At 68.7% G+C, this 19,902-nt stretch carries 14 protein-coding genes; 9 read left to right on the top strand and 5 right to left on the bottom strand.

The features are described 5' to 3' along the window. Positions 1-174 precede the first annotated feature (174 nt). From kdgK1 to ACMGFH_RS05850, 4 genes are all read left to right on the top strand, one after another. Positions 175-1,131, top strand: a complete 957-nt coding sequence (gene kdgK1, locus ACMGFH_RS05865; RefSeq protein WP_415381890.1) for a bifunctional 2-dehydro-3-deoxygluconokinase/2-dehydro-3-deoxygalactonokinase — start codon at positions 175-177, stop codon at positions 1,129-1,131. Between the two features lie 182 nt (positions 1,132-1,313). Then, positions 1,314-3,089: a pyruvate kinase gene (gene pyk / locus ACMGFH_RS05860; protein WP_415381889.1), complete on the top strand. Its 1,776-nt coding sequence runs from the start codon at positions 1,314-1,316 to the stop codon at positions 3,087-3,089. Positions 3,090-3,240: 151 nt separating this feature from the next. Beyond that, on the top strand, positions 3,241-3,927 hold the full coding sequence (locus ACMGFH_RS05855) for a rhamnogalacturonan acetylesterase (RefSeq protein WP_415381888.1): 687 nt from the start codon (positions 3,241-3,243) through the stop codon (positions 3,925-3,927). A gap of 154 nt (positions 3,928-4,081) precedes the next feature. Next, positions 4,082-5,062 carry an ROK family protein gene (locus ACMGFH_RS05850; protein WP_415381886.1) on the top strand — a complete coding sequence of 327 codons (981 nt, stop codon included), beginning with the start codon at positions 4,082-4,084 and terminating at the stop codon, positions 5,060-5,062. Positions 5,063-5,091: 29 nt separating this feature from the next. On the opposite strand, the gene ACMGFH_RS05845 is transcribed toward ACMGFH_RS05850, so the two are convergent. From ACMGFH_RS05845 to glpK, 3 genes are all read right to left on the bottom strand, one after another. After that, positions 5,092-6,267: a Cdc6/Cdc18 family protein gene (locus tag ACMGFH_RS05845; RefSeq protein ID WP_415381884.1), complete on the bottom strand. Its 1,176-nt coding sequence runs from the start codon at positions 6,265-6,267 to the stop codon at positions 5,092-5,094. A 97-nt stretch (positions 6,268-6,364) separates the two neighbouring features. After that, positions 6,365-7,510, bottom strand: a complete 1,146-nt coding sequence (locus ACMGFH_RS05840) for a hypothetical protein (RefSeq protein WP_415381883.1) — start codon at positions 7,508-7,510, stop codon at positions 6,365-6,367. A gap of 1 nt (position 7,511) precedes the next feature. Next, a complete protein-coding gene (gene glpK, locus ACMGFH_RS05835; RefSeq protein WP_415381881.1) occupies positions 7,512-9,044 on the bottom strand; it encodes a glycerol kinase GlpK in 1,533 nt (510 codons plus the stop codon). A 391-nt stretch (positions 9,045-9,435) separates the two neighbouring features. Here glpK and glpA point away from each other — a divergent pair, with 391 nt between their 5' ends. Genes glpA through ACMGFH_RS05820 form a run of 3 tightly spaced genes read left to right on the top strand, consistent with a single transcriptional unit; the run spans position 9,436 to position 13,863 of the window. Beyond that, the gene (gene glpA / locus ACMGFH_RS05830; protein ID WP_415381880.1) at positions 9,436-11,175 is read left to right on the top strand and encodes an anaerobic glycerol-3-phosphate dehydrogenase subunit GlpA; all 1,740 of its coding nucleotides are present in this window, start codon (positions 9,436-9,438) and stop codon (positions 11,173-11,175) included. Continuing rightward, positions 11,165-12,442, top strand: a complete 1,278-nt coding sequence (gene glpB / locus ACMGFH_RS05825; protein ID WP_415381878.1) for a glycerol-3-phosphate dehydrogenase subunit GlpB — start codon at positions 11,165-11,167, stop codon at positions 12,440-12,442. Before glpA ends, glpB begins: the two co-directional genes overlap by 11 nt. Before the next feature lie 44 nt (positions 12,443-12,486). Next, entirely contained in the window at positions 12,487-13,863 is a 1,377-nt protein-coding gene (locus ACMGFH_RS05820; RefSeq protein WP_415383204.1) for an anaerobic glycerol-3-phosphate dehydrogenase subunit C, read from the top strand. 36 nt (positions 13,864-13,899) lie between these two features. Here ACMGFH_RS05820 and ACMGFH_RS05815 read toward each other — a convergent pair whose 3' ends face one another. After that, complete coding sequence (locus tag ACMGFH_RS05815; RefSeq protein WP_415381877.1) at positions 13,900-14,343, bottom strand: universal stress protein; 444 nt, start codon at positions 14,341-14,343, stop codon at positions 13,900-13,902. An 83-nt stretch (positions 14,344-14,426) separates the two neighbouring features. Next, complete coding sequence (gene ppc / locus ACMGFH_RS05810; RefSeq protein WP_415381876.1) at positions 14,427-17,123, bottom strand: phosphoenolpyruvate carboxylase; 2,697 nt, start codon at positions 17,121-17,123, stop codon at positions 14,427-14,429. A gap of 297 nt (positions 17,124-17,420) precedes the next feature. On the opposite strand from ppc, the gene ACMGFH_RS05805 reads away from it, so the two are divergent. Beyond that, a complete protein-coding gene (locus ACMGFH_RS05805) occupies positions 17,421-18,221 on the top strand; it encodes an alpha/beta fold hydrolase (protein ID WP_415381875.1) in 801 nt (266 codons plus the stop codon). Further along, positions 18,214-19,800, top strand: coding sequence for an AMP-binding protein (locus ACMGFH_RS05800; RefSeq protein ID WP_415381874.1), 1,587 nt, complete (start codon positions 18,214-18,216; stop codon positions 19,798-19,800). The genes ACMGFH_RS05805 and ACMGFH_RS05800 overlap by 8 nt, the downstream gene beginning before the upstream one ends. The last annotated feature ends 102 nt before the right edge of the window (positions 19,801-19,902 follow it).

Genomic DNA, 19,902 nt, shown 5'->3' with positions numbered 1-19,902 from the left:
TGCGCATAGGATTTCATGTTCGACTATCTCATATATAGTTTTGGAGTACATCTAGCGTTCTCACAACGAGATAACGCACACGCCGCATCGAACCGGTAACTATCGTCGTCTCCCGAAGCCGCCGATCGCTCCGATCCCTGCGGATTTAAGCACGGACCCGTCCCATCGGGAGCCATGACGGATCTCGTCACCTTCGGCGAGTCGATGCTCCGACTCTCGCCGCCGGGCCAACAGCGCCTCGAAGCGATCGACAGTCTCGACGTCCACGTCGCCGGCGCCGAAAGCAACGTCGCCGTCGCCGCCGAGCGCCTCGGCCTCGACACGGTCTGGCTCTCGAAGCTACCCGACTCTCCGCTTGGCCGTCGAGCGACGAGCGCGCTCGGGACCCACGGCGTCGACGCCGACGTCATCTGGGACGACGAGGCGCGCATGGGAACGTACTACGTCGAGATGGCCGGCAAACCCCGCGGGACGAACGTCATCTACGACCGCGCCGACTCCGCCGTGACCACGGCGACGACCGACGAACTCGACACGGACCGGATCGCCGAGGCCGACGCCTACTACACCTCCGGTATCACCCCGGCGCTGTCGGACACGCTCCTGGAGACCAGCCGCGACCTCCTCTCGCTCGCCGGCGACCACGACACGACGACGGTCTTCGACGTGAACTACCGCTCGAAGCTGTGGTCGCCCGCGGACGCGCGTGACACGTTAGAGGGGCTGTTCGGAGACATCGACGTGCTGGTCGTGGCCGAGCGCGACGCACGGGCCGTCCTCGACCGCGAAGGCGACGCCGAGGCGATCGCCCGCGACCTCGCCGCCGAATTCGACTTCGAGTTGACGCTGATCACCCGCGGCGGTGAGGGGTCACTCGCCCTCAGCGACGGCGAGGTGCACGAGCAGGGCGTCTTCGAGGCCGACGAGTACGACACCGTCGGCACGGGCGACGCCTTCGTCGGCGGCTTCCTCGCCTCGTGGCTCGACGGCGCCAGCGTTCCCGACTCCCTGGAGTACGGCGCAGCGACCGCCTCGCTCAAACGGACGATGCCCGGCGACGTCGCGCTCGTCACGCCCGAAGAAGTCCAGCGCGTCGTCGACCAGGGCGAACAGAGCGGTATTTCACGGTAACGGCCCACCGGGACCGTGAGTCCACTGCGGTGGCGCGAGAGAGGGCGACGGCCGGGATAGGCGGGCGGAGACCGCCGATCGGGGAGCCGTCGCGTATTCTGGGACGGGTGCACTTTTATCCCTGCCGGCGGAATCCGTTCACATGAACCGAACGAACGCTCGAACGGGGGCCACGGTCTGAGATGCGCAGCGCGAAGATAGTCTGCACGCTCGGTCCCGCCAGCGAGTCCGAAGAGACGATCGAGGGGCTCGCCCGGGCTGGGATGTCCGTCGCGCGGATGAACGCCAGTCACGGCACGCCCGAACACCGTCGGGAACTCGTCGACCGGATCCGCTCGGTCGACCGTCGCATCGACCGTCCCGTCGCGACCATGCTCGACCTGCCGGGCCCGGAAGTCCGGACGGCGCCGATCCGCGAGGAGATCACGCTCGAAGGCGGGTCGACGGTCCGGTTCGTCGAGGGCGAGGAGGCGACGCCCGAGGAGATCGGCGTCTCGCACGACATCTCGGCCGTGGAGCCGGGCGATAGGGTCCTGCTGGACGACGGGCGCATCGAGACGACAGTCGAGTCGGTCTCCGACGGGGTCGTCACCGCGACCGTCGAGAACGGGGGCGACCTCGGCGCGCGCAAGGGCGTCAACGTCCCCGGCGTCGAACTAGGGCTGCCAGTCATCACCGACCAGGACCGCGAGGAACTGAAGGTGGCCGCGGAGAAAGAGGTCGACTTCGTCGCGGCGAGTTTCGTCCGGAACGGCGAGGACGTCTACGAGATCAGCGGCGCGCTGGACGAACTCGGCGCGGACATCCCGATCATCGCGAAGATAGAGCGGGAGGTCGCCGTCGAGAACCTCGGCGGGATCATCGACGCCGCCTACGGCGTGATGGTCGCGCGCGGGGACCTCGGCGTCGAGTGTCCGCTGGAAGACGTGCCGATGATCCAGAAGCGGATCATCCGCCGGTGTCACGAGGAGGGCGTCCCCGTCATCACGGCGACGGAGATGCTCGACTCGATGATCCACGCGCGTCGGCCCACGCGCGCGGAGGCCTCGGACGTCGCCAACGCCGTCCTCGACGGCACGGACGCGGTCATGCTCTCCGGCGAGACGGCCATCGGCGACCACCCCATCCGGGTCGTCGACACGATGAACCGGATCGTCCGCGACGTCGAGGAGTCGCCCGAGTACGCCGAGAACCGCGAACAGCGCGTGCCGACGGCCGACGAGACGCGGACGGACGCGCTCGCCCGCTCGGCGCGGTTCCTCGCGCGGGACATCGACGCGAGCGCCATCGTCGCCGCCAGCGAATCCGGCTACACGGCGCTCAAGGCCGCCAAGTTCCGGCCGTCGATCCCGATCGTCGCGTCGACGCCGAGCGAGGACGTGCGGCGACGGCTCGCGCTCTCGTGGGGCATCATCCCCAAGAGCTCGCCGTACACGGCGGACGGCGCGGACGCGGTCATCAACAACGCCGTCCAGTCGGCGCTGGACACCGGTGCGGCAGAGAGCGGCGACACGGTGGTCGTCCTCTCGGGCATGATGACCGAACTCGAAGGCGTGAACACGGCGAACATGCTCAAGGTCCACGTCGCCTCTGAGACGATCGCCTCCGGGCGGTCAGTGGTCGAGGGCCTCGTCTCGGGCGAACTCCACTGGACGGAGGACGGCGACCTCTCGGAGGTCCCCGAGGGCGCGATCCTCGCCGTGCCGGAGGACTTTGACGGCGAGTTCGCCGGCGACGTGGAGAAACTCGCGGGCGTCATCGACCGTCACGGCGGCATGACGAGCTACGCCGCGATCGTCGCCCGAGAGCTCGAACTCCCGATGATCTCGAACGCGTCGCTCCCCCGGGACGTCGACTCCGGGACCGTCGTCACCCTCGACGCCGAGCGGGGCATCGTCTACGACGAGGCGATCCAGAGCCGGGCGCGCGAGCGCGCGACGGAACGCGAATCGCTGTAGTCCGCTCGCCGCACCCCGCTGGGCTGGGTCGGGGTTAGTTCGCGCTCGCGACCCGTCGCGATCCGAGTCGTCGCCGTTCCCGGTCCGGCGCGGTCGTCGCTCTTGATCGGTATCGATGCACATATGCCTCGCCTCGCCCAGTACCACGGAAATGCCGACACTCACCGTTCACCTGATCGGGGACTCGACGATGGCCGAGAAGGACCCGGACGAACGCCCCGAAACGGGCTGGGGGACGCCGTTCGCAGAATACGTCGACGGATCGGTGACGGTGGAGAACTACGCCCGCAACGGTCGCAGCACCCGCACCTTTCTGGAGGAGGGGCGCTGGGGCCCCGTGGTGGACGCCCTGACCAAGGGCGACTACGTGTTCGTCCAGTTCGGGCACAACGACGAGGTGCCATCGAAAGAGCAGTACACGCCCCCGGACGCGTTCGTCGACAACCTCGGGAAGTTCGTCGACGAGACGCGCGAACGCGGGGCGAACCCGGTGCTGCTCACGTCTATCGCACGCCGACACTTCGACGACGAGGGGCGACTAGAGGACACCCATCGAGAGTACGCGGACCTGACCCGTGACGTGGCACAGGATCGGGACGTGCCGCTGATCGACGCCGACGAGCGGAGCCGGGCGCTCCTGCGCGAACTGGGACCGGAGGAGTCGAAGTCGCTGTACAACCACCTGGCTGCCGGCGAACACCCCAACTACCCTGAGGGCGTGTCCGACGACACGCACTTCAGCGAACAGGGCGCGCGCCGGATGGCCGAACTGGTCCTCGACGGGGTCAAGGAACTGGACCTCGAACTGGCCGCTCACGTCGTCCGAGACGGGGAGTGAACAGGGCGCTCCCGTCGGTCTGATCTTCGGTCACGTGGTGTCGACGGCGATTCGGCCTCGCACTCCCGCCGGTGTGGCGGCCGCGTCGAAACGGGTACTCGGGGACGGGTGAATATGTGCAGTTAAGTAGCGATGGGACGACTCACCGATTACAATGGCCACCTACGCAGGAGTCGACCTCGGCGCGACCAACATCCGCGCCGTCGTCGGCGACGAGTCGGGGCGCGTCCTCGCCTCGCGTCGGACCGGGACGCCGCAGGGACCGAACGGCATCGCGGTCACCGAGGCGGTCCTCGACGCGCTCCGGGGGGCGTGCGACGAGGCCGGCGTCGACCCGACGGCGGTCGTCGCGGTCGGCATCGGGTCCATCGGCCCGCTCGACCTGGCGGACGGGGTGATCGACAACCCCGCGAACCTCCCCGACTCGATCGACCGCATCCCGCTGACCGGCCCGATCGGCGAACTCGTCGACAGCGACGACGTCTACCTCCACAACGACACCACCGCCGGCGTCATCGGCGAGCGGTTCTACTCCGACCGCAACCCCGACGACATGATCTACCTCACCATCTCCAGCGGCATCGGCGCCGGCGTCTGCGTCGACGGCAACGTCGTCCAGGGGTGGGACGGCAACGCCGGCGAGGTCGGCCACATGACGGTCGACCCCAACGGCTTCATGACCTGCGGCTGCGGCATCGACGGCCACTGGGAGGCCTACTGCTCGGGCAACAACATCTTCCGCTACGCCCAGCGGCTGCACGACGAGGACCCCGTCGAGACGTCGATGCCCCTGGAGAGCGCCGACTTCTCGTCGGCGGACGTGTTCGCCCACGCCAACGAGGGCGACGAGTTCGCCGAGTACGTCCTCGACCAGGTCACGCAGTGGAACGTCGTCGCCATCGCGAACATGGTCCACGCCTTCGCGCCGCTGGTCATCTACGTCGGCGGCGCCGTCACGCTGAACAACCCCGACCGCGTCCTCAAACCCCTCCGCGAACGGCTCGACGACGTCGTCTTCTCGAACGTCCCCGACGTGCAACTGACGACGCTCGGCGACGACGTCGTCGTCAAGGGCGCGCTGGCCAGCGCGCTCACGTCGGGCACCGGCGACCGCTCGCGCGTGCGGTCGAGTTGAGCAGTCGTCGGCTCGAACACACCCGGCCGTCACTCCCGGAGTTCCGACAACCGGCGGAACGCCGTCGGCGGGAACCGGAGCTCGACGCGGCTCGGCGGTCGTCCCTTCTCGTTGGTGACCTCCGAGCGGACGCGCTCGACCACGCCGACCTCGGCCATCTCGTAGAGGTAGCGCTTGACGGTCCCCGCCGAGAGGTCGACCGACGGGTCCGAGCTGATCGCCTCGGTCGTCGCCGTGACCGACGCGCGGTCGTCGGCGTCGAGGTCGACGAGCTTCCGGAGGACCAGTTGCTTGTTCGCGGGAAGGGCCAGGACGCGGCCAAGTGACACGGACGAGCGGGGGAACTCGCCGATGGCCGCGCCGACGTCGGTCTCGGCGATGCGAGTCCGGTCGGTTCGGCTCGCGCGGTCGGCGGCGACGAACAGCGCCGCCATCGCGTCGTGGGCGTTCCCGTCGGCCCAGTCGGCGATCCGGCGAGCCTGGTCGTGGTCGAGCCCCTGCTGGGTGAGCCCGAGCGAGGCCCGCGTCATCAGCAGGTCGACGAGCATCTCGCGCCGGTAGCGGTCGACGCGGATCTCGGTGGCGGTGTACTCCGTCAGCGAGAGGTCGTCGGGGGGAACCCGACCGATCGCGAGCCAGCTCACGTTGCTCGGCAGCCCGGCGAACAGGTCGACGAGTTCCTCCGCGTCGGTGCCGTCGGGCTCGCAGACGTGGTCGACGGCGACGACGACGCCGGACCGCGACCGGCCCAGGACCTCGTGGAGGCGGTCGCTGAGTTCCTCGGTGCTGATCCCGTGATCGGGGACGGACTCCTCGACGAGGGCGTCGAGGACGGCGTGGTAGAAGGCGAACTCGCTCGTGGTCTGGCGCATGTCGACGGTGACGAACCCCGGCGTCGCGGGCGTGGCCGCGCGCGTGCTCGTGTGGATGATAGAGCGCGCCTCGGTCGACAGCTGGTCCAGGTGGGCGAACAGCGCCGTCACGACCGCGGACTTCCCCGATCCGAACGGACCGGAGACGTACGCGTTGGGCGGCAGCTGGCCGTCGAAGACGGGGTCGAGGTGGTCGAGCAGTCGCTCGAGGACGGGGCCGCGATCCGACGGCTCGTCGACGTGCGACACGGGCGAGAGCGACTCGTAGTCCTCGACGAGCCGTGGGCCGTCGGAGCGGCGCTGTCGTCGTTTGATCCGAGCGTCGATGTCCATGTGAGATCTGGGTCGGTTCGTTGTGAGCAGTTCTTGCTACAGTACAAAAGGGCTACGGTGAGTCAACGGGGTCGCCGTCGGGGAGGCGACGCGGGGATCAGACGTACCCCGCGTTCGGCAGGACGCCGAGGATCGCCAGGACGGCGACGACGAACATGGCGATGGCGATAGCCATCGCCGGCGGGTCGACGTGCGTCCCCGAGTGAGCGTAGAACAGCCGCTGGGTGAGTTCGCCGAGGAGTCCGCTGACGGCACCGAACGCGCCAGCGGCGAGCAGCGCGACGACGCTCCCCGCGACGGGAGCGAAGACGACCGCGCCGACGGCGCCGATGAGCGTGATGTGGTGGGTCACGGGGATCTTCTCGACGCCCAGGTTGAGGAACAGCAGGCTGATCGCCGAGATGGCGTAGCCGAGGAAGATACTCCCCGTCTGGATCCAGATGTAGCCGCCGAGGATCCCGCCGACGAGCCCGATGGTCGCGACGCCGGACCACTTGTACTGGTGGGGGAGCCACGGCTCGGTCGCCAGCCTCCCCTCGTGCTCCAGGGGCACTTCGCCACCGTCGGACCGGGGCTCCGACGAGGGATCGCTCTCCTCGCTCGCGATCCCCCCGTCCGCGGCCATCCTCGGCTCCTCGCGCTCGAAGGGGGACATGTCGAGCAGGCTGCCGCCCGCGGACTTCCCGACGATCGGGTAGCCGAAGACGGCGCGGGCGATGAACGCGGTGGCGACGACCGACAGGGCGATGGTGTCGGTGAGGCCGGTCCCGCCGACCACGAGCAGGGCGGCCCCGAACTGGTTGATGAGCATTCCGAGGACGCCGAAGACCGCGCCGACGGCGAGGATGTCCGGCTTCGTGCCGAAGGCGTAGAGGATGTTCTTCCCGAAGTGGTAGTCCCAGCCGTCGGGCTCCATCTCGGGGTACTTCTTCCCGGCGTAGGCCGTGGCGGCCACGCCGCCGGCGAAGGCGATGTGCGGACCGGTAACCGCCCCGAACCCGATGACGCCGGTCACGCCGGTGGCGAGTTCGCCCTGCCCGACCTCCGGGAACGCCCCGCCGATCGCGCGCTGGAGGATCGCCAGACCCTCGCCGAGGAAGACGACGAAGCCCGTGAAGATGAACGCGGGGAGCGCACCGAGCGCGGCACCGAACGCCCCGCCGGCCGCGGCCGTGATGAGCAGGAGCAGGAACTGCTCGACCTCCATCCCGATGACCGGAACCTGGAGAACGGGCGCGAACATCTCACTCCTCCTGCGCCCAGTCGAGCGAGCGCTCGATCGCGTCGTCCCAGCGGCCGTACAGCCGGTCCGCCTCCGCGGTGTCCATCTCGGGCGAGAACTCGCGGTCGACCTGCCAGTTGGAGCGGAGCTCGTCGACAGTATCCCAGTACCCGACGGCGAGGCCGGCCGCGTAGGCCGACCCGAGCGCGGTCGTCTCGTCGACCTGCGGGCGGACGATGTCGGTCTGGATGATATCGGACTGGAGCTGACAGAGGAAGTTGTTCTTGACGGCGCCGCCGTCGACGCGCAGGCTCGTCGTCTCGATGCCGGAGTCGGCCTCCATCGCCTCGGCCACGTCACGGGTCTGGTAGGCGATCGATTCCAGGGTGGCCCGGACGATGTGCTCTTTGCGGGTGCCGCGGGTCATGCCGACGATGGTGCCGCGCGCGCGGCCGTCCCAGTGAGGGGCGCCCAGTCCGGTGAACGCCGGGACCATGTACACGCCGTCGGTCGAGTCGACCGAGCGGGCGAGTTCGGCGGTCTGTGCGGCGTTGTTGATGAGGTCGACGTCTTCGAGCCACTCGATCGCCGCGCCGGTGATGAAGATCGACCCCTCTAGCGCGTACTGGACCGGTTCACCGGACATCTGGAAGCCGATGGTCGTCAGCAGGCCGTGTTCGGAGGAGACGGCCTCGTCGCCGGTGTTCATGAGGTAGAACGACCCGGTGCCGTAGGTGTTCTTGGCGTCGCCCTCGTCGAAGCAGGTCTGGCCGAACAGCGCGGCCTGCTGGTCGCCGAGCGCGCCCGCGACCGGGACCTCCGCGCCGAGGAAGCCGTCGGGGTCGGTGGTCCCGTAGGTCTCCTCGTCGGAGGAGGGACGCACTTCGGGCAGCATCGCCTCGGGCACGTCGAACTCGTCGAGGAGTTCGGGATCCCAGGTGAGGTTCTCGATGTCGTAGAGCATCGTCCGCGACGCGTTCGTGACGTCGGTGATGTGCTCGCCCGTCAGGTTGTAGATCAACCACGTGTCGATAGTCCCCATCATGAGCTCGCCGCTGCGAGCGCGGTCGCGCAGGTTCTCCGAGCGTGAACTCGACAGCTTCAGCGGCTCGGCGTTGTCGAGTATCCACTCGGTCTTGGTGGCGGAGAAGTAGGCGTCGGCTTCCAGACCCGTCTTCCCGCGGATCCACTCGATCTTGTCCTCGCGTTCGAGCTCCTCGACGCGGTCGGTGGTCCGGCGGTCCTGCCAGACCAGCGCGTTGTGGACCGGCTTGCCCGTCTCTTCGTCCCAGACCAGCGTCGTCTCGCGCTGGTTCGTGATCCCCAGCGCCTCCAGTTGCGAGGCGTCCAGCCCGCCGTCGGCGAGCCCGCGCGTGACGACCTCCTTCGTGTTTTCCCAGATCTCCACCGGGTCGTGCTCCACCCACCCCGGCTCCGGGTAGATCTGCTCGTGTTGTTCGTACGCGTTCGCGACGACCTGCCCGCCGTGGTCGAACACCATGAAGCGAGTTCCGGTCGTCCCCTGGTCGATCGCACCGATGTACGTGTCTGCCATAGTTGCGTGTTCTCCGTCGGGCGGCAGTTTACCTCAACTTCCGCCTTGAGAGTAAACAATATAGTGAATCATTATAAATGTTGTCGACAGTTGCTCGTCGGTCGGTGGGTCACGGTCGAACTGCCGGCACAGCGTGCGATAGATCCGGACGGCGGCGACTCTTTCGGGAGCGATAACTCTCGGTAGTGTCGCCTTATACGGGTGATAATCTGGGAATACGCGATCGCTACCGTCTGAAAGTCGTCTCCGATCGCCGATTCGGTGGAGCGTCCCGATCGGGAACGGTCCTCCTTCGATCGGACGAGACATCATGTACGATCAACGTATTTATCGTCGCTGTCCGGGCGTCGGTGAAGTAAAGTGGCTGGCCCGCGAACGGGCAGGGTGACAGATGGCATCGACACCCCACATCGCGGTCATCGGGGGCGGTTCGACGGGGGCGGGCGTCGCGCGCGACCTGGCGATGCGCGGCTTCGACGTCACGCTCGTCGAGCAGGGAAATCTCACGCACGGGACGACCGGGCGGATGCACGGGCTGCTCCACAGCGGCGGCCGCTACGCGGTCTCGGACCAGGCGAGCGCGACCGAGTGCATCGAGGAGAACCGCGTGCTCCGAGACATCGCGAGCCACTGCGTGGAGCTGACCGGCGGCATGTTCGTCAAGCGACCCGAGGACTCCGAGGAGTACTTCCAGGAGAAACTCGCGGGCTGTGAGGCTTGCGGGATCCCCGCCGAGGTGATCTCGGGGGAAGCGGCTCGCGCCCGGGAACCGCATCTCGCCGACGACGTGGAGAAGGCTATCTCGGTCCCGGACGGCGCGGTCGACCCGTTCCGGCTGGTCGTCGCCAACGCCGCGAGCGCGATGAATCACGGCGCGCGCGTCGAGACCCACTCGACGGTCACCGACCTGCTCGTCGAGGACGGCGAGGTCGTCGGTCTCGAAGTCGAACACGCCTCCGGCCCCGGCGTCCGCGTCCACGGGACCGAGGGCGGTACCGAGCGGATCCGCGCCGACCACGTCGTCAACGCGACGGGCGCGTGGGCCGGGCGGATCGGCGACATGGCCGGCCTCGACGTCGAGGTGCGACCCTCGAAGGGCGTGATGACGATCATGAACGTCCGGCAGGTCGACACCGTGATCAACCGCTGCCGGCCGAAGGGCGACGCCGACATCGTCGTCCCCCACGAGACGACCGCGATCCTCGGGACGACCGACGTCGAGGTCGACGACCCCGAGGACTACCCCGAGGAGCAGTGGGAGGTCGACACGATGATCGAGACGCTCTCCGAGTTGATCCCGATGCTCGAAGAGGCACGCACGATCCGCTCGTTCTGGGGCGTCCGCCCGCTGTACGAACCGCCGGACGTCGGCAGCGAGGACCCGACGGACATCACGCGCGATTTCTTCCTGCTCGACCACGACGAGCGCGACGACCTGCCGGGCATGACCAGCATCGTCGGCGGGAAGTTCACCACCTACCGGATGATGGCCGAGCAGATCACCGACCACGTCTGCGACCGCTTCGGCGTCGACGCCGCCTGCCGGACCGCGCACGTGCCGCTCCCCGGCAGCGAGGACTTCTCGGTCCTCCGGGACTACATGGACGAGTTCGGCCTGCGCTCGCCGATCGGTCGCCGAAGCGTCGAGCGGCTCGGCTCGCGCGCCGAGGAGGTCCTCGACACCGACGGCCCGAACCCGACGGTCTGCGACTGCGAGGCGGTCACCCGCGCGGAGGTGCAAGACGCCATCGAGCAGTCCGGGTCGGACCTCAACGCGGTACGCATCAGGACCCGCGCCTCGATGGGCAACTGCCAGGGCGGCTTCTGCGTCCACCGTCTGGCGGGCGAACTGGAGGACAGCTACGACGAGCCGACAGTCCGGGAGGCGTGGGACGAACTCCTGCAGGAGCGCTGGAAAGGACAGCGACACGCTCTCTGGGGCGAACAGCTCTCGCAGGCGATGCTCAACTACGCGCTGCACGCGACCACCCAGAACCGCGACCGCGACCCTGCGGACCGCGATGAACCGGTCGACTTCGGCGCGTTCGACGACGGCCGGGGGGCCGACGGGAACCTGCGCACTGCAGCGGACTCCGGCGTCGCGACCGACGGAGGCCGCGATGGCGATTGAGTCCGAAGTCGCAGTGATCGGCGGCGGTCTCGCGGGCGTTTTCTCCGCGCTCGCGGCCGCTCGCGAAGGCGCCGACGTTCGACTCCTCTCGTACAAGCAGAGCACGCTCGCGCAGGCGTCGGGACTCGTCGACCTGCAGGGGTACACCCCAGAGGGCGATGGACCGGTGGTCGACCCCTACGAGGCCATTCCCGCGCTCCGCGACGAACACCCATACAGCGCCGTCGGCGTCGACGGCGTCCGCGACGCGATGGCGCTGTTCGACGAGGTAACCGACCGCTACCGCGGCGCTCACACCGACCGGAACGCCCTGCTTCCCACGCACGGCGGGACGGTCAAACCCACCGCGCGCTATCCCGCGAGCGCCGCTGCAGGCCTCGCGAGCGACGACCGCGACGCGCTGCTGGTCGGGTTCGAGTCGCTCGTGGACTTCGACGCGCCGCACGCGGCCGCCCACCTGCGAAACGCGGGCGTTCCCTTCGACGTCCGCGGCGTGAGCGTCGAGTTCCCCGGCGACCTGCGGGCCGACGCGAAGGTGACCCGGTACGCGAAACTGCTCGACGAGGACGCCAGAGTGGAGACGGAGCAGGGCCGGCGGCCCCGCGCCCGAGACGCGCTCGCGGCGACCGTCGAACGGCACCTCGACGACGCGGAGCGCATCGGGTTCCCGGCGGTGCTGGGCGACGACGACCCCGCCGCGGTCCGGGATTCTCTCGACGCCGCGCTCGGCGTTCCCGTCTTCGAAGTGCCGATGGGGCCGCCGTCGCTGCCGGGACTGCGCCTCGAAGACGACCTCTACGCGGCGATGGACGCCGCGGGCGTCAGCATGGAGACGGGCAACCCGGTAGTCGACTACGACGGCGTGGGACGGATCGAGGAAGTCGTCGTCGAACGCAACGGCGCGCGGATCCCGTTCGCCGCAGACGAGTTCGTCCTCGCGACGGGCGGGCTCGTCGGGAAGGGCATCGGTTCGGACCGCGAGGGAGTCCGAGAGCCCATCTTCGACTGCCACGTCCCGCACGCCGCGGACCGCTACGAGTGGTTCGACGGCGACGCGTTCGGCGACCACGACTTCGCCCGCTTCGGCGTCCGCACGGACGGGACGCTCCGTCCGCTCGACGCCGACGGCTCGGTCGAGTTCGAGAACCTGCGGGCGGCGGGGTCGGTGCTGGGCGGATACGACTTCGCGGCGGAGAAGTCGGGCAGCGGCGTCTCCATCGCGACGGGACACGCGGCTGGCACGGCCGCCGCGGAGGCGGTGCGATGAGCGACGCGGACGACGGCGCGGCCACAGACGCGACCCAACAGACGATGAGCGACACGGAACACACCAGCGAATTCGAACCGGCGGAACCGAACGCGACGGATGGACACGAGGCGGTCGACGTCTTCGGCGACGCCGAAGAGTTCGACCTGCGGCCCGGCGCCGACTCCTGCTACAAGTGCTCCTCCTGCGACACCAGTTGCCCGGTCGCGGAGGTCGACGACGACTTCCCCGGGCCGAAGTTCCAGGGGCCCGAGCAGTGGCGGCTCACCCAGACCGACGAGGACTTCGAGGTCGACGAGTCGGTGATGTCCTGCTCGAACTGCATGCGCTGCGACGACGCCTGCCCGTCGGGCGTCCCGCTCAGCCAGATGCACAACACGACGCGCGGCCGCTACGTCGACGAGCAGATGAGCAAGCTCTCGGTGGAGTACTGGCGGAATCGAATCCTCGCCAACTACCGGACTTCGGCGTTCTTCGCCAGTAAGGTCCCCCGACTCGCCAACTTCGCGATGAACTTCGGACCGGCTCGGTGGGTAATGGAGAAGACGATGGGCATCACCAGCGAGCGGGAGTTTCCGGCGTTCGCTACGGAGACGTTCCGCGAGTGGTGGGCGAGCGAGGGAGCCGCAGCGGGGTCGCGAAAGCGCGCCCGAGCGAACCGCGACCGCCGTGGCGAACCCGTCGACGCGGACAAGAACGTCGCGTACTTCCACGGCTGCTACGCCAACTACAACACGCCCGAGGTCGGCAAGGCTTTGGTCTCCCTGTTCGAGCACTTCGGCTACGAGGTCGTCGTCCCCGAGCAGGGCTGTTCGGGCACGCCGATGTTCGCCAACGGGATGCTCGACGACGCGCGCCGCGACGCCGAGGTGAACGTCTCCTCCCTGTCGGATCTCGTCGATCAGGGGTACGACGCCATCTGTTCGTGTACGTCGTGTTCGATGTCGTTGCGTCAGGAGTACCCCGAGCTGTTCGACTTCGAGGGGACCGCAGATGTCGCGGCCCACACCTACGAGGCCGTGGAGTACCTGCGCATCCACGAGGATCTCTCCGGTGCCGTCGCGGAGGCCGACGTCGCCGGCGAACTCGCCGAGGAGTTCGCCTACCACGCGCCGTGTCACGCCCGCAACCAGGGCCTCGACCGGCAGGCCGTCGAGCTCTTCCGGGACCTGGACGGCGTCGACGTCGAGGACGTCGGCGACTCCTGTTCGGGCATCTCGGGGACCTACGGCTGGAAGGAGGAGAAGTACGACACGTCGATGGCCATCGGCGAGGAGATGTTCGAGCACATGGAGCACGCAGAGGGCGAGACCGGGATGACGGAGTGCCCGACCTGCGCGATGCAGATGGAGCACGGCACGGGCTACGAGATCCGCCACCCGCTGGAAGTGCTCGAAGCCGCGCTCGTCGACGGAACGTGAAAACCAGGGAGTGAACCGACCGTCCGAGCCGGAGCCTCAGCCCGCGCGGACGAATGTCACCGGGCAGGGCGCTTCGAGCAGGACGGTCTGGGCGGTCGAGCCGAACACGGCTTTCCCCGTCGGTCGACGCTTGCGCCCGCCGACGAACACCATGTCGGCGTCGACCTCTTCGGCCAGGTCGACGATCGTCTCGCCGTGGGGACCCACGGCGCCGCGGACCTGCAGGTCGATGCCGGACCCGTCGAGCAGGTCGCGGAGTCGCTTGACCGTGCGATGGCGGCGGGCGATGCTGTCCGGATCGCCGCCCTGGTCGAAGTCCATCCGGTCGGTGTAGTCGGCGAACTCCTCCTCCGTGAACACGTGCCCGAGCACGACGGTCGCGCCGGCCGGACCCGCGACGTCCCGGACCGCGTCCGCCAACGCCTCGATGCGGTCGTCCGCGTCCGGGCCGACCGCGAGTAGCACTGTTTCGAGCGCCATACGCGGGAAGTTCGACCGCTCGCGTGAAGCCGTTTTCGACGGTCCCGGCCCGGCATCGACGCGAACCCCGCGATAGGCTGCGCTTACCCGGTGTTTTTCATGCCGGCCGCGATGCCCTGAACGGTCAGGCGAAGCGTCCGCGTCTCTTCCTCGGTGAGATGGGACTGCGAGAGCAGGCGCACCTGCAGGAGGTTCAGGGGGTCGACGTAGGGGTTTCGCCGCGCGAGGTTCTCTTCGAGCCACTCGCGCCGCAGCAGGCTGTCGCGACCGGTGATCTCCGTGATCGCGTCGACGGCGTCCTCGTACTCCTCGCGGATGCGCGGGAACAGTTCGTCGCGCAGGTCGTCGGGCGCGAGGTCTGCGTACTGCTCGGCGATCTCCATCTCCGAGCGCGCGAGCGCGAGCGCAGCGTTGTCCAGCGTCGTCTGGAAGAACAGCCACTCGTCGTACATCTCCCGCAGGGTTTCCATGTCCCCGCCGTCGTCGAGGTACGCCTGGATCCCAGTCGCCAGGGAGTACCAGCCCGGGAGGATACAGCGGGCCTGCGTCCACGAGAACACCCACGGGATGGCGCGCAGGTCGTCGACGCTACGGTCCTCCGAGCGGGAGGCCGGGCGCGAACCCAGGTTCAGGTTCTCGATGACGGTGATCGGCGTCGCCGTCTCGAAGAACTCGACGAAGCCGTCGGTCTCCAGGAGGTCGAGGTACTCCTCGCGGGCGGCCTCGGCGGCCGTCTCCATCGCCGCGGTCCACTCCTCTGGGACCTCCTCGACCGGCTCCTCCATCGCGTTGTGGCGCGCGCGGATCTGGGCGTTGAGCATCTGTTCGAGGTTACGTTCGGCAATCGACCGGTTCGCGTACTTCTCGGAGATAGTCTCGCCCTGCTCGGTGAACTTGATCTGCCCAGAGACCGTCTCGTTCGGGAGGGCGAGCATCGCGTCGTTCATCGGGCCGCCGCCGCGGGAGATGGAGCCCCCGCGGCCGTGGAACAGCCGCATCTCCACGTCGTAGTCGTCGGTGATCGCGGCGAGTCGGCGCTGGTTGCGGAAGAGGCTCCAGTTCGCCGCGAGGAAGCCGTTCTCCTTGTTGGAGTCGGAGTAGCCGAGCATGATCTCCTGGACGCCGTTGCGCGCGTCGAGGGCCTGCTGGTAGGCCTCGTTCTCGAAGAGCGTGCCCATGATCCGACGGGCGCCGTCGAGGGCGTACTTCGATTCGAGCAGCGGGACGACGTCGAGCCCGCAGTAGCCCGGCAGGTCGACGATGCCCGCCTGGTCGGCGAGGAAGAGGACTTCGAGGACGTGGCTGGGCTCCTCGCACCAGCTGATGGCGTAGGTGTCGATGGCGTCGACGCCGTAGTCGCGCTGCCACTCGGCGGTCTCGGCGAACAGTTGTAGCACGCGCTCGGCGTCGTCGGAGTAGCCGTCGCGGTCGTCGACGTCGATCACGGTCTCGTCCTGCAGGATGGCCTCGGTGAGGAAGTCGACTCGCTCGTCCTCGGACATGGCCTCGTAGTCGATCCCCTCGCGGTCGACGGCCTCGGCGATGGCGTTGGTGTGGTTCGCGCGGTGGTCGCGCAGGTCGAGGCTGGCGAGGTTGAAGCCGAACGTATCGACGGTGCGGTACAGCGGGTCGATCTGCGACTCGGCGATGACGTCGGCGCCGTTGGCGCGCAGGCTCTCGGCCAGCGTCTCGATGTCCGCGAGGAACTCGGACTCCTCCTGGTAGCCGCCCGAGCGGACGTCGTTGACCCGCAGGACGCTCTCGCGCATCAGCTTGAGCTTCTGCCGGTAGGGCTCGTTGGGGTAGCGCTCCTCGGCCTCGCTCGCGACGCCGGGGAGGCGCTCGCGGTGGGCTTCGAGGCGTTCGTCGAAGCGCTCGCCCGTGTCGAGCTGCCGGCCGTCCTGGCTGAGGATCCCCGAGAGGGCCTTCAGTCGGTCGCGGTACAGCGGGAGCGCGACCGACTGCTGGCGGTCGAGCGTCTCCTCGGTGACCTCGGGCGTGACGAACGGGTTACCGTCGCGGTCGCTGCCGGCCCACGAGCGGAACTCGTAGAGCTTCGGCACGTCGACTTCGTCGTCGAACTCGTCCTCGACGGCGCGTTCGAGCGCGTCGTACACCTCGCTGATGACGACGAACAGGACGTTCTCCAGGTACCACTGGACGTTGAGCGCCTCGTCGGTCACCTCCGGTCGGCGGTCGCGGACCTGCGGCGTCTGCCAGAGGCTGGTCACTTCTGCCTCCAGATCCCGCTCCACGTCGGTTTGCTCGTCGGTAGTCAGCCGCACCTCGTCGAGCGTCTCTAGGTGATCCGAGACCGACCGGAGCTTCGCCTTCACGGTCTTGCGACGCGCCTCGGTGGGGTGGGCCGTGAACGTCGGCTGGATGAGCACGTCGTCCAGCACCTGCTCGACCGTCTCGGCGCGCAGGTCGCGCTCGGCGAGTTCCTCGACCGCGTCGCGGACGCTGTCTTCGAGCGTCCCGTCCTGGCTTCCCTCGCGGATCTCGCGGACGCGCTGGCGCTCCTCGGCGAGGTTGATGAGTTCGAAGTACGTCGTGAACGCCCGCGCGACGACGTCTTGCTCCTCGGCGGAGAGGCCGTCCAGCGTCTCGTGGATGACCGCGCGGTCCGTCGCGTCCCCACGCCGATAGGCGACGGCCGCCGTCCGAATCTGTTCCACGATGTCGAACGCAGACTCGGAGACCTGCTCTTTGATGATCTCTCCAAGGAGCTCCCCTAACTCCCTGACGTCCTGGTTCACCTCTCTGGCATGCAAATCCATAACAGTCCGTGTCAGGGCCACTCGTATAATTGTAGCGGACTTCCAAAACCCTCAGGGACGAGTATGCGAGATCTACCGACCGCGGCGTCGGGGTCGACGCACCCTATCGACAACGGTCGAACCTCGTTTCGACTGGTTCCCGAATGCCGAACACATCGGTAACGAAATTCCCGTCTGTCGAACCGGTTCGGGACGCGACGGTGGTGTCGTCGGTGACGACGGTTCGCGTTCGGATCGAGGCGCGCGGGTGGCTCGTGACCGACCGGGTTGAAGGGCGACGAGTTCGATGACTGTCACATGGCATACGCGGTGAACGACGGCGCGCGGTTGGCCTACGAGATCGACGGGCCCGACGACGCGCCGGTCGTGACGTTCGTCGAGGGGTTGAGTTACGGGACGTGGATGTGGGACTGGCAGCGGGAGGCGTTCGCAGCGCATCGGACGCTCGTCTGGGACAACCGGGGGACGGGCGACTCCGACGAGCCCGAGGGGCCCTACACAGTCGCGGACATGGCCGGCGACCTCGACGCCGTGCTGGACGATGCAGGCGTCGACCGCACGCACCTCGTCGGCGCTAGCCTCGGGGGGATGATCGCCCAGGAGTACGCCCTCGAATACGACCGCGCCGAGTCGCTCGCGCTGTGCTGCACGACGCCGGGCGGCGACGACGCGGTACCGGTCCCCGAGGAGACGCAGGCCCGAATGCTGAACGTCCCCGAGGAGTACGACCGCGCCGAGAGGGTCCGCCACAAGATGCGACCGGCGTTCACCGACGAGTTCCGGGAGCGCGAACCCGAGGTCGTCGACCGCATCGTCGACTGGCGGCTCGACACGGACCCATCCGATCGGGCGTACGAGTGGCAGAGCGCGGCCGCCGCCGCGTTCGACGCGAGCGACCGCCTGGGCGACCTCACGCTTCCGACGCTGGTCCTCCACGGCGCCGACGACCGCGTCCTCCCGGTGGAGAACGGCCGCCTCCTCGCGGACCTGATCCCGGAGGCGACCCTCGTGGAGATCGACGGCGGTTCGCACCTCTTTTTCATCGAGCGGCCCGAGCGCGTGAACGACGAACTCCGGGAGTTCCTGCCCGATGACTGACCGACCCCAGGCGTGGGTGGGGGCCTGGAGCGCCAAGCGCGCCGCGCTCTCGCCCGACCGCGTCGGACTCGTGGACGCCGCCACCGGCGCGGAGTACACCTACGCCGAACTCGACCGGCGGGCGAACCGCTGTGCGCGACTGCTCGCGGACCGCGGGGTCTCGCTGGACGGGGGCGAAAGCGGGGAGAAGACCGACAGCGCCGGCGGCCGGGTCGCGGTCGTCTCCCGCAACCGGCCCGAGTACGCCGATCTCTTCTTCGCAACGGCGAAGACCGGCGGCGTCCTCGCACCGCTCTCCCACCGGCTCGCGCCGCCCGAGCTCGCCGAACTGCTTGACGCCGTCGATCCCCGACTGCTGGTCGTCGAGGAACCGTTCGCAGACCTCGTGGACGAAGCGACGGAGGCGAACGACTGGGCCGGCGACTGTCCGATCCTGTCGCTGCCCGTCGACGGCGGATCGACGTGGGACTCCTACCAGTCGGCGCTCCCCGAGAACGACGGGGAGTTCGACGGACCGACCGTCGCGCCCGGCGACTCGCACCTGTTCCTGCACACCGGCGGGTCGACGGGGACGCCGAAGGAGACCGTCATCTCCCACGAGGCGGTCGTCTGGAACTCGGTGAACACGATCACGGCGTGGGGGCTGCGCGACGACGACGTGACCCCGATGGTGTTCCCGATGTTCCACACCGGCGGGTGGAACGTCCTCACCGTCCCCATGTTCCACATGGGCGGTCAGATCGTGATCGACCGCGAGTTCGGCCCCGGGCAGATCCTCGGCGTCGTCGAGGACCGGTCGGCGAGCGTCCTCGTCGCCGTGCCCGCCGTGCTCCGGGCGATGGTCGAACACGACCGCTGGGGTGAGACCGACCTCTCGTCGATCCGGTTCGTCAAGTCCGGCGGCGGTCCCTGCCGCCAGTCGGTCATGGAGGCGTGGTGGGACCGCGGCGTCGACCTCTCCCAGGGCTACGGCCTCACGGAGTGCGGCCCAAACAACTTCGCGATGCCCGACGGCTGGCCGCGGGAGAAGGCCCACACCGTCGGCGTGGCGAACGTCCACGTCGACGCCCGCGTGGTGGGCGACGACGGTCGCGAAGTCCCGCCCGGCGAAATCGGGGAACTCGAACTGCGGTCGCCCCACGCAGCAGACGGGTACTGGCGCGCTCCGGAGGAGACCGCCGAGACGTTCGGCGGGTGGGTGTCGACGGGCGACCTCGCCCGGGTCGACGAAGCGGGCTACGTCTCCATCGAGGGCCGCAAGAAGAACCTGTTCGTCAGCGGCGGTGAGAACGTCTACCCGGCGGAGGTCGAGGCCGCCGTCGCGGACCACCCCGCCGTCGCCGACGTGGTCGTCGTCCCGGTTCCCGACGACCAGTGGGGACGGGTCGGCAAAGCCGTCGTCGAACTCGTCCCGGAGGCCGACGCGTCCGACCTCGCGCTTCCGGATCTCCGCGAGTTCCTCGACGGGACGCTCGCGCGGTTCAAACACCCGCGGGAACTGGCATTCGTCGACGAACTCCCCACGAGCGGCCCGTCGAAGATCGACCGCGACGCCGTCGAGGCGGCGTTCGGGGAGTGAGCGATCCGGTCCGGGGAACTCCGCGCCCGAACGCGCCAGCCCACTGTCCCGGGATGCCGAATCTGACGAGCCCTACCGGCGAATTTCTGCGGTCTTCGCATC

Source organism: Halosimplex rarum (genome assembly GCF_047715405.1).
Classification (GTDB): domain Archaea; phylum Halobacteriota; class Halobacteria; order Halobacteriales; family Haloarculaceae; genus Halosimplex; species Halosimplex rarum.
The sequence above is the reverse complement of the archived record's forward strand: the minus strand, read 5'-3'. Positions and strand labels throughout refer to the sequence as shown.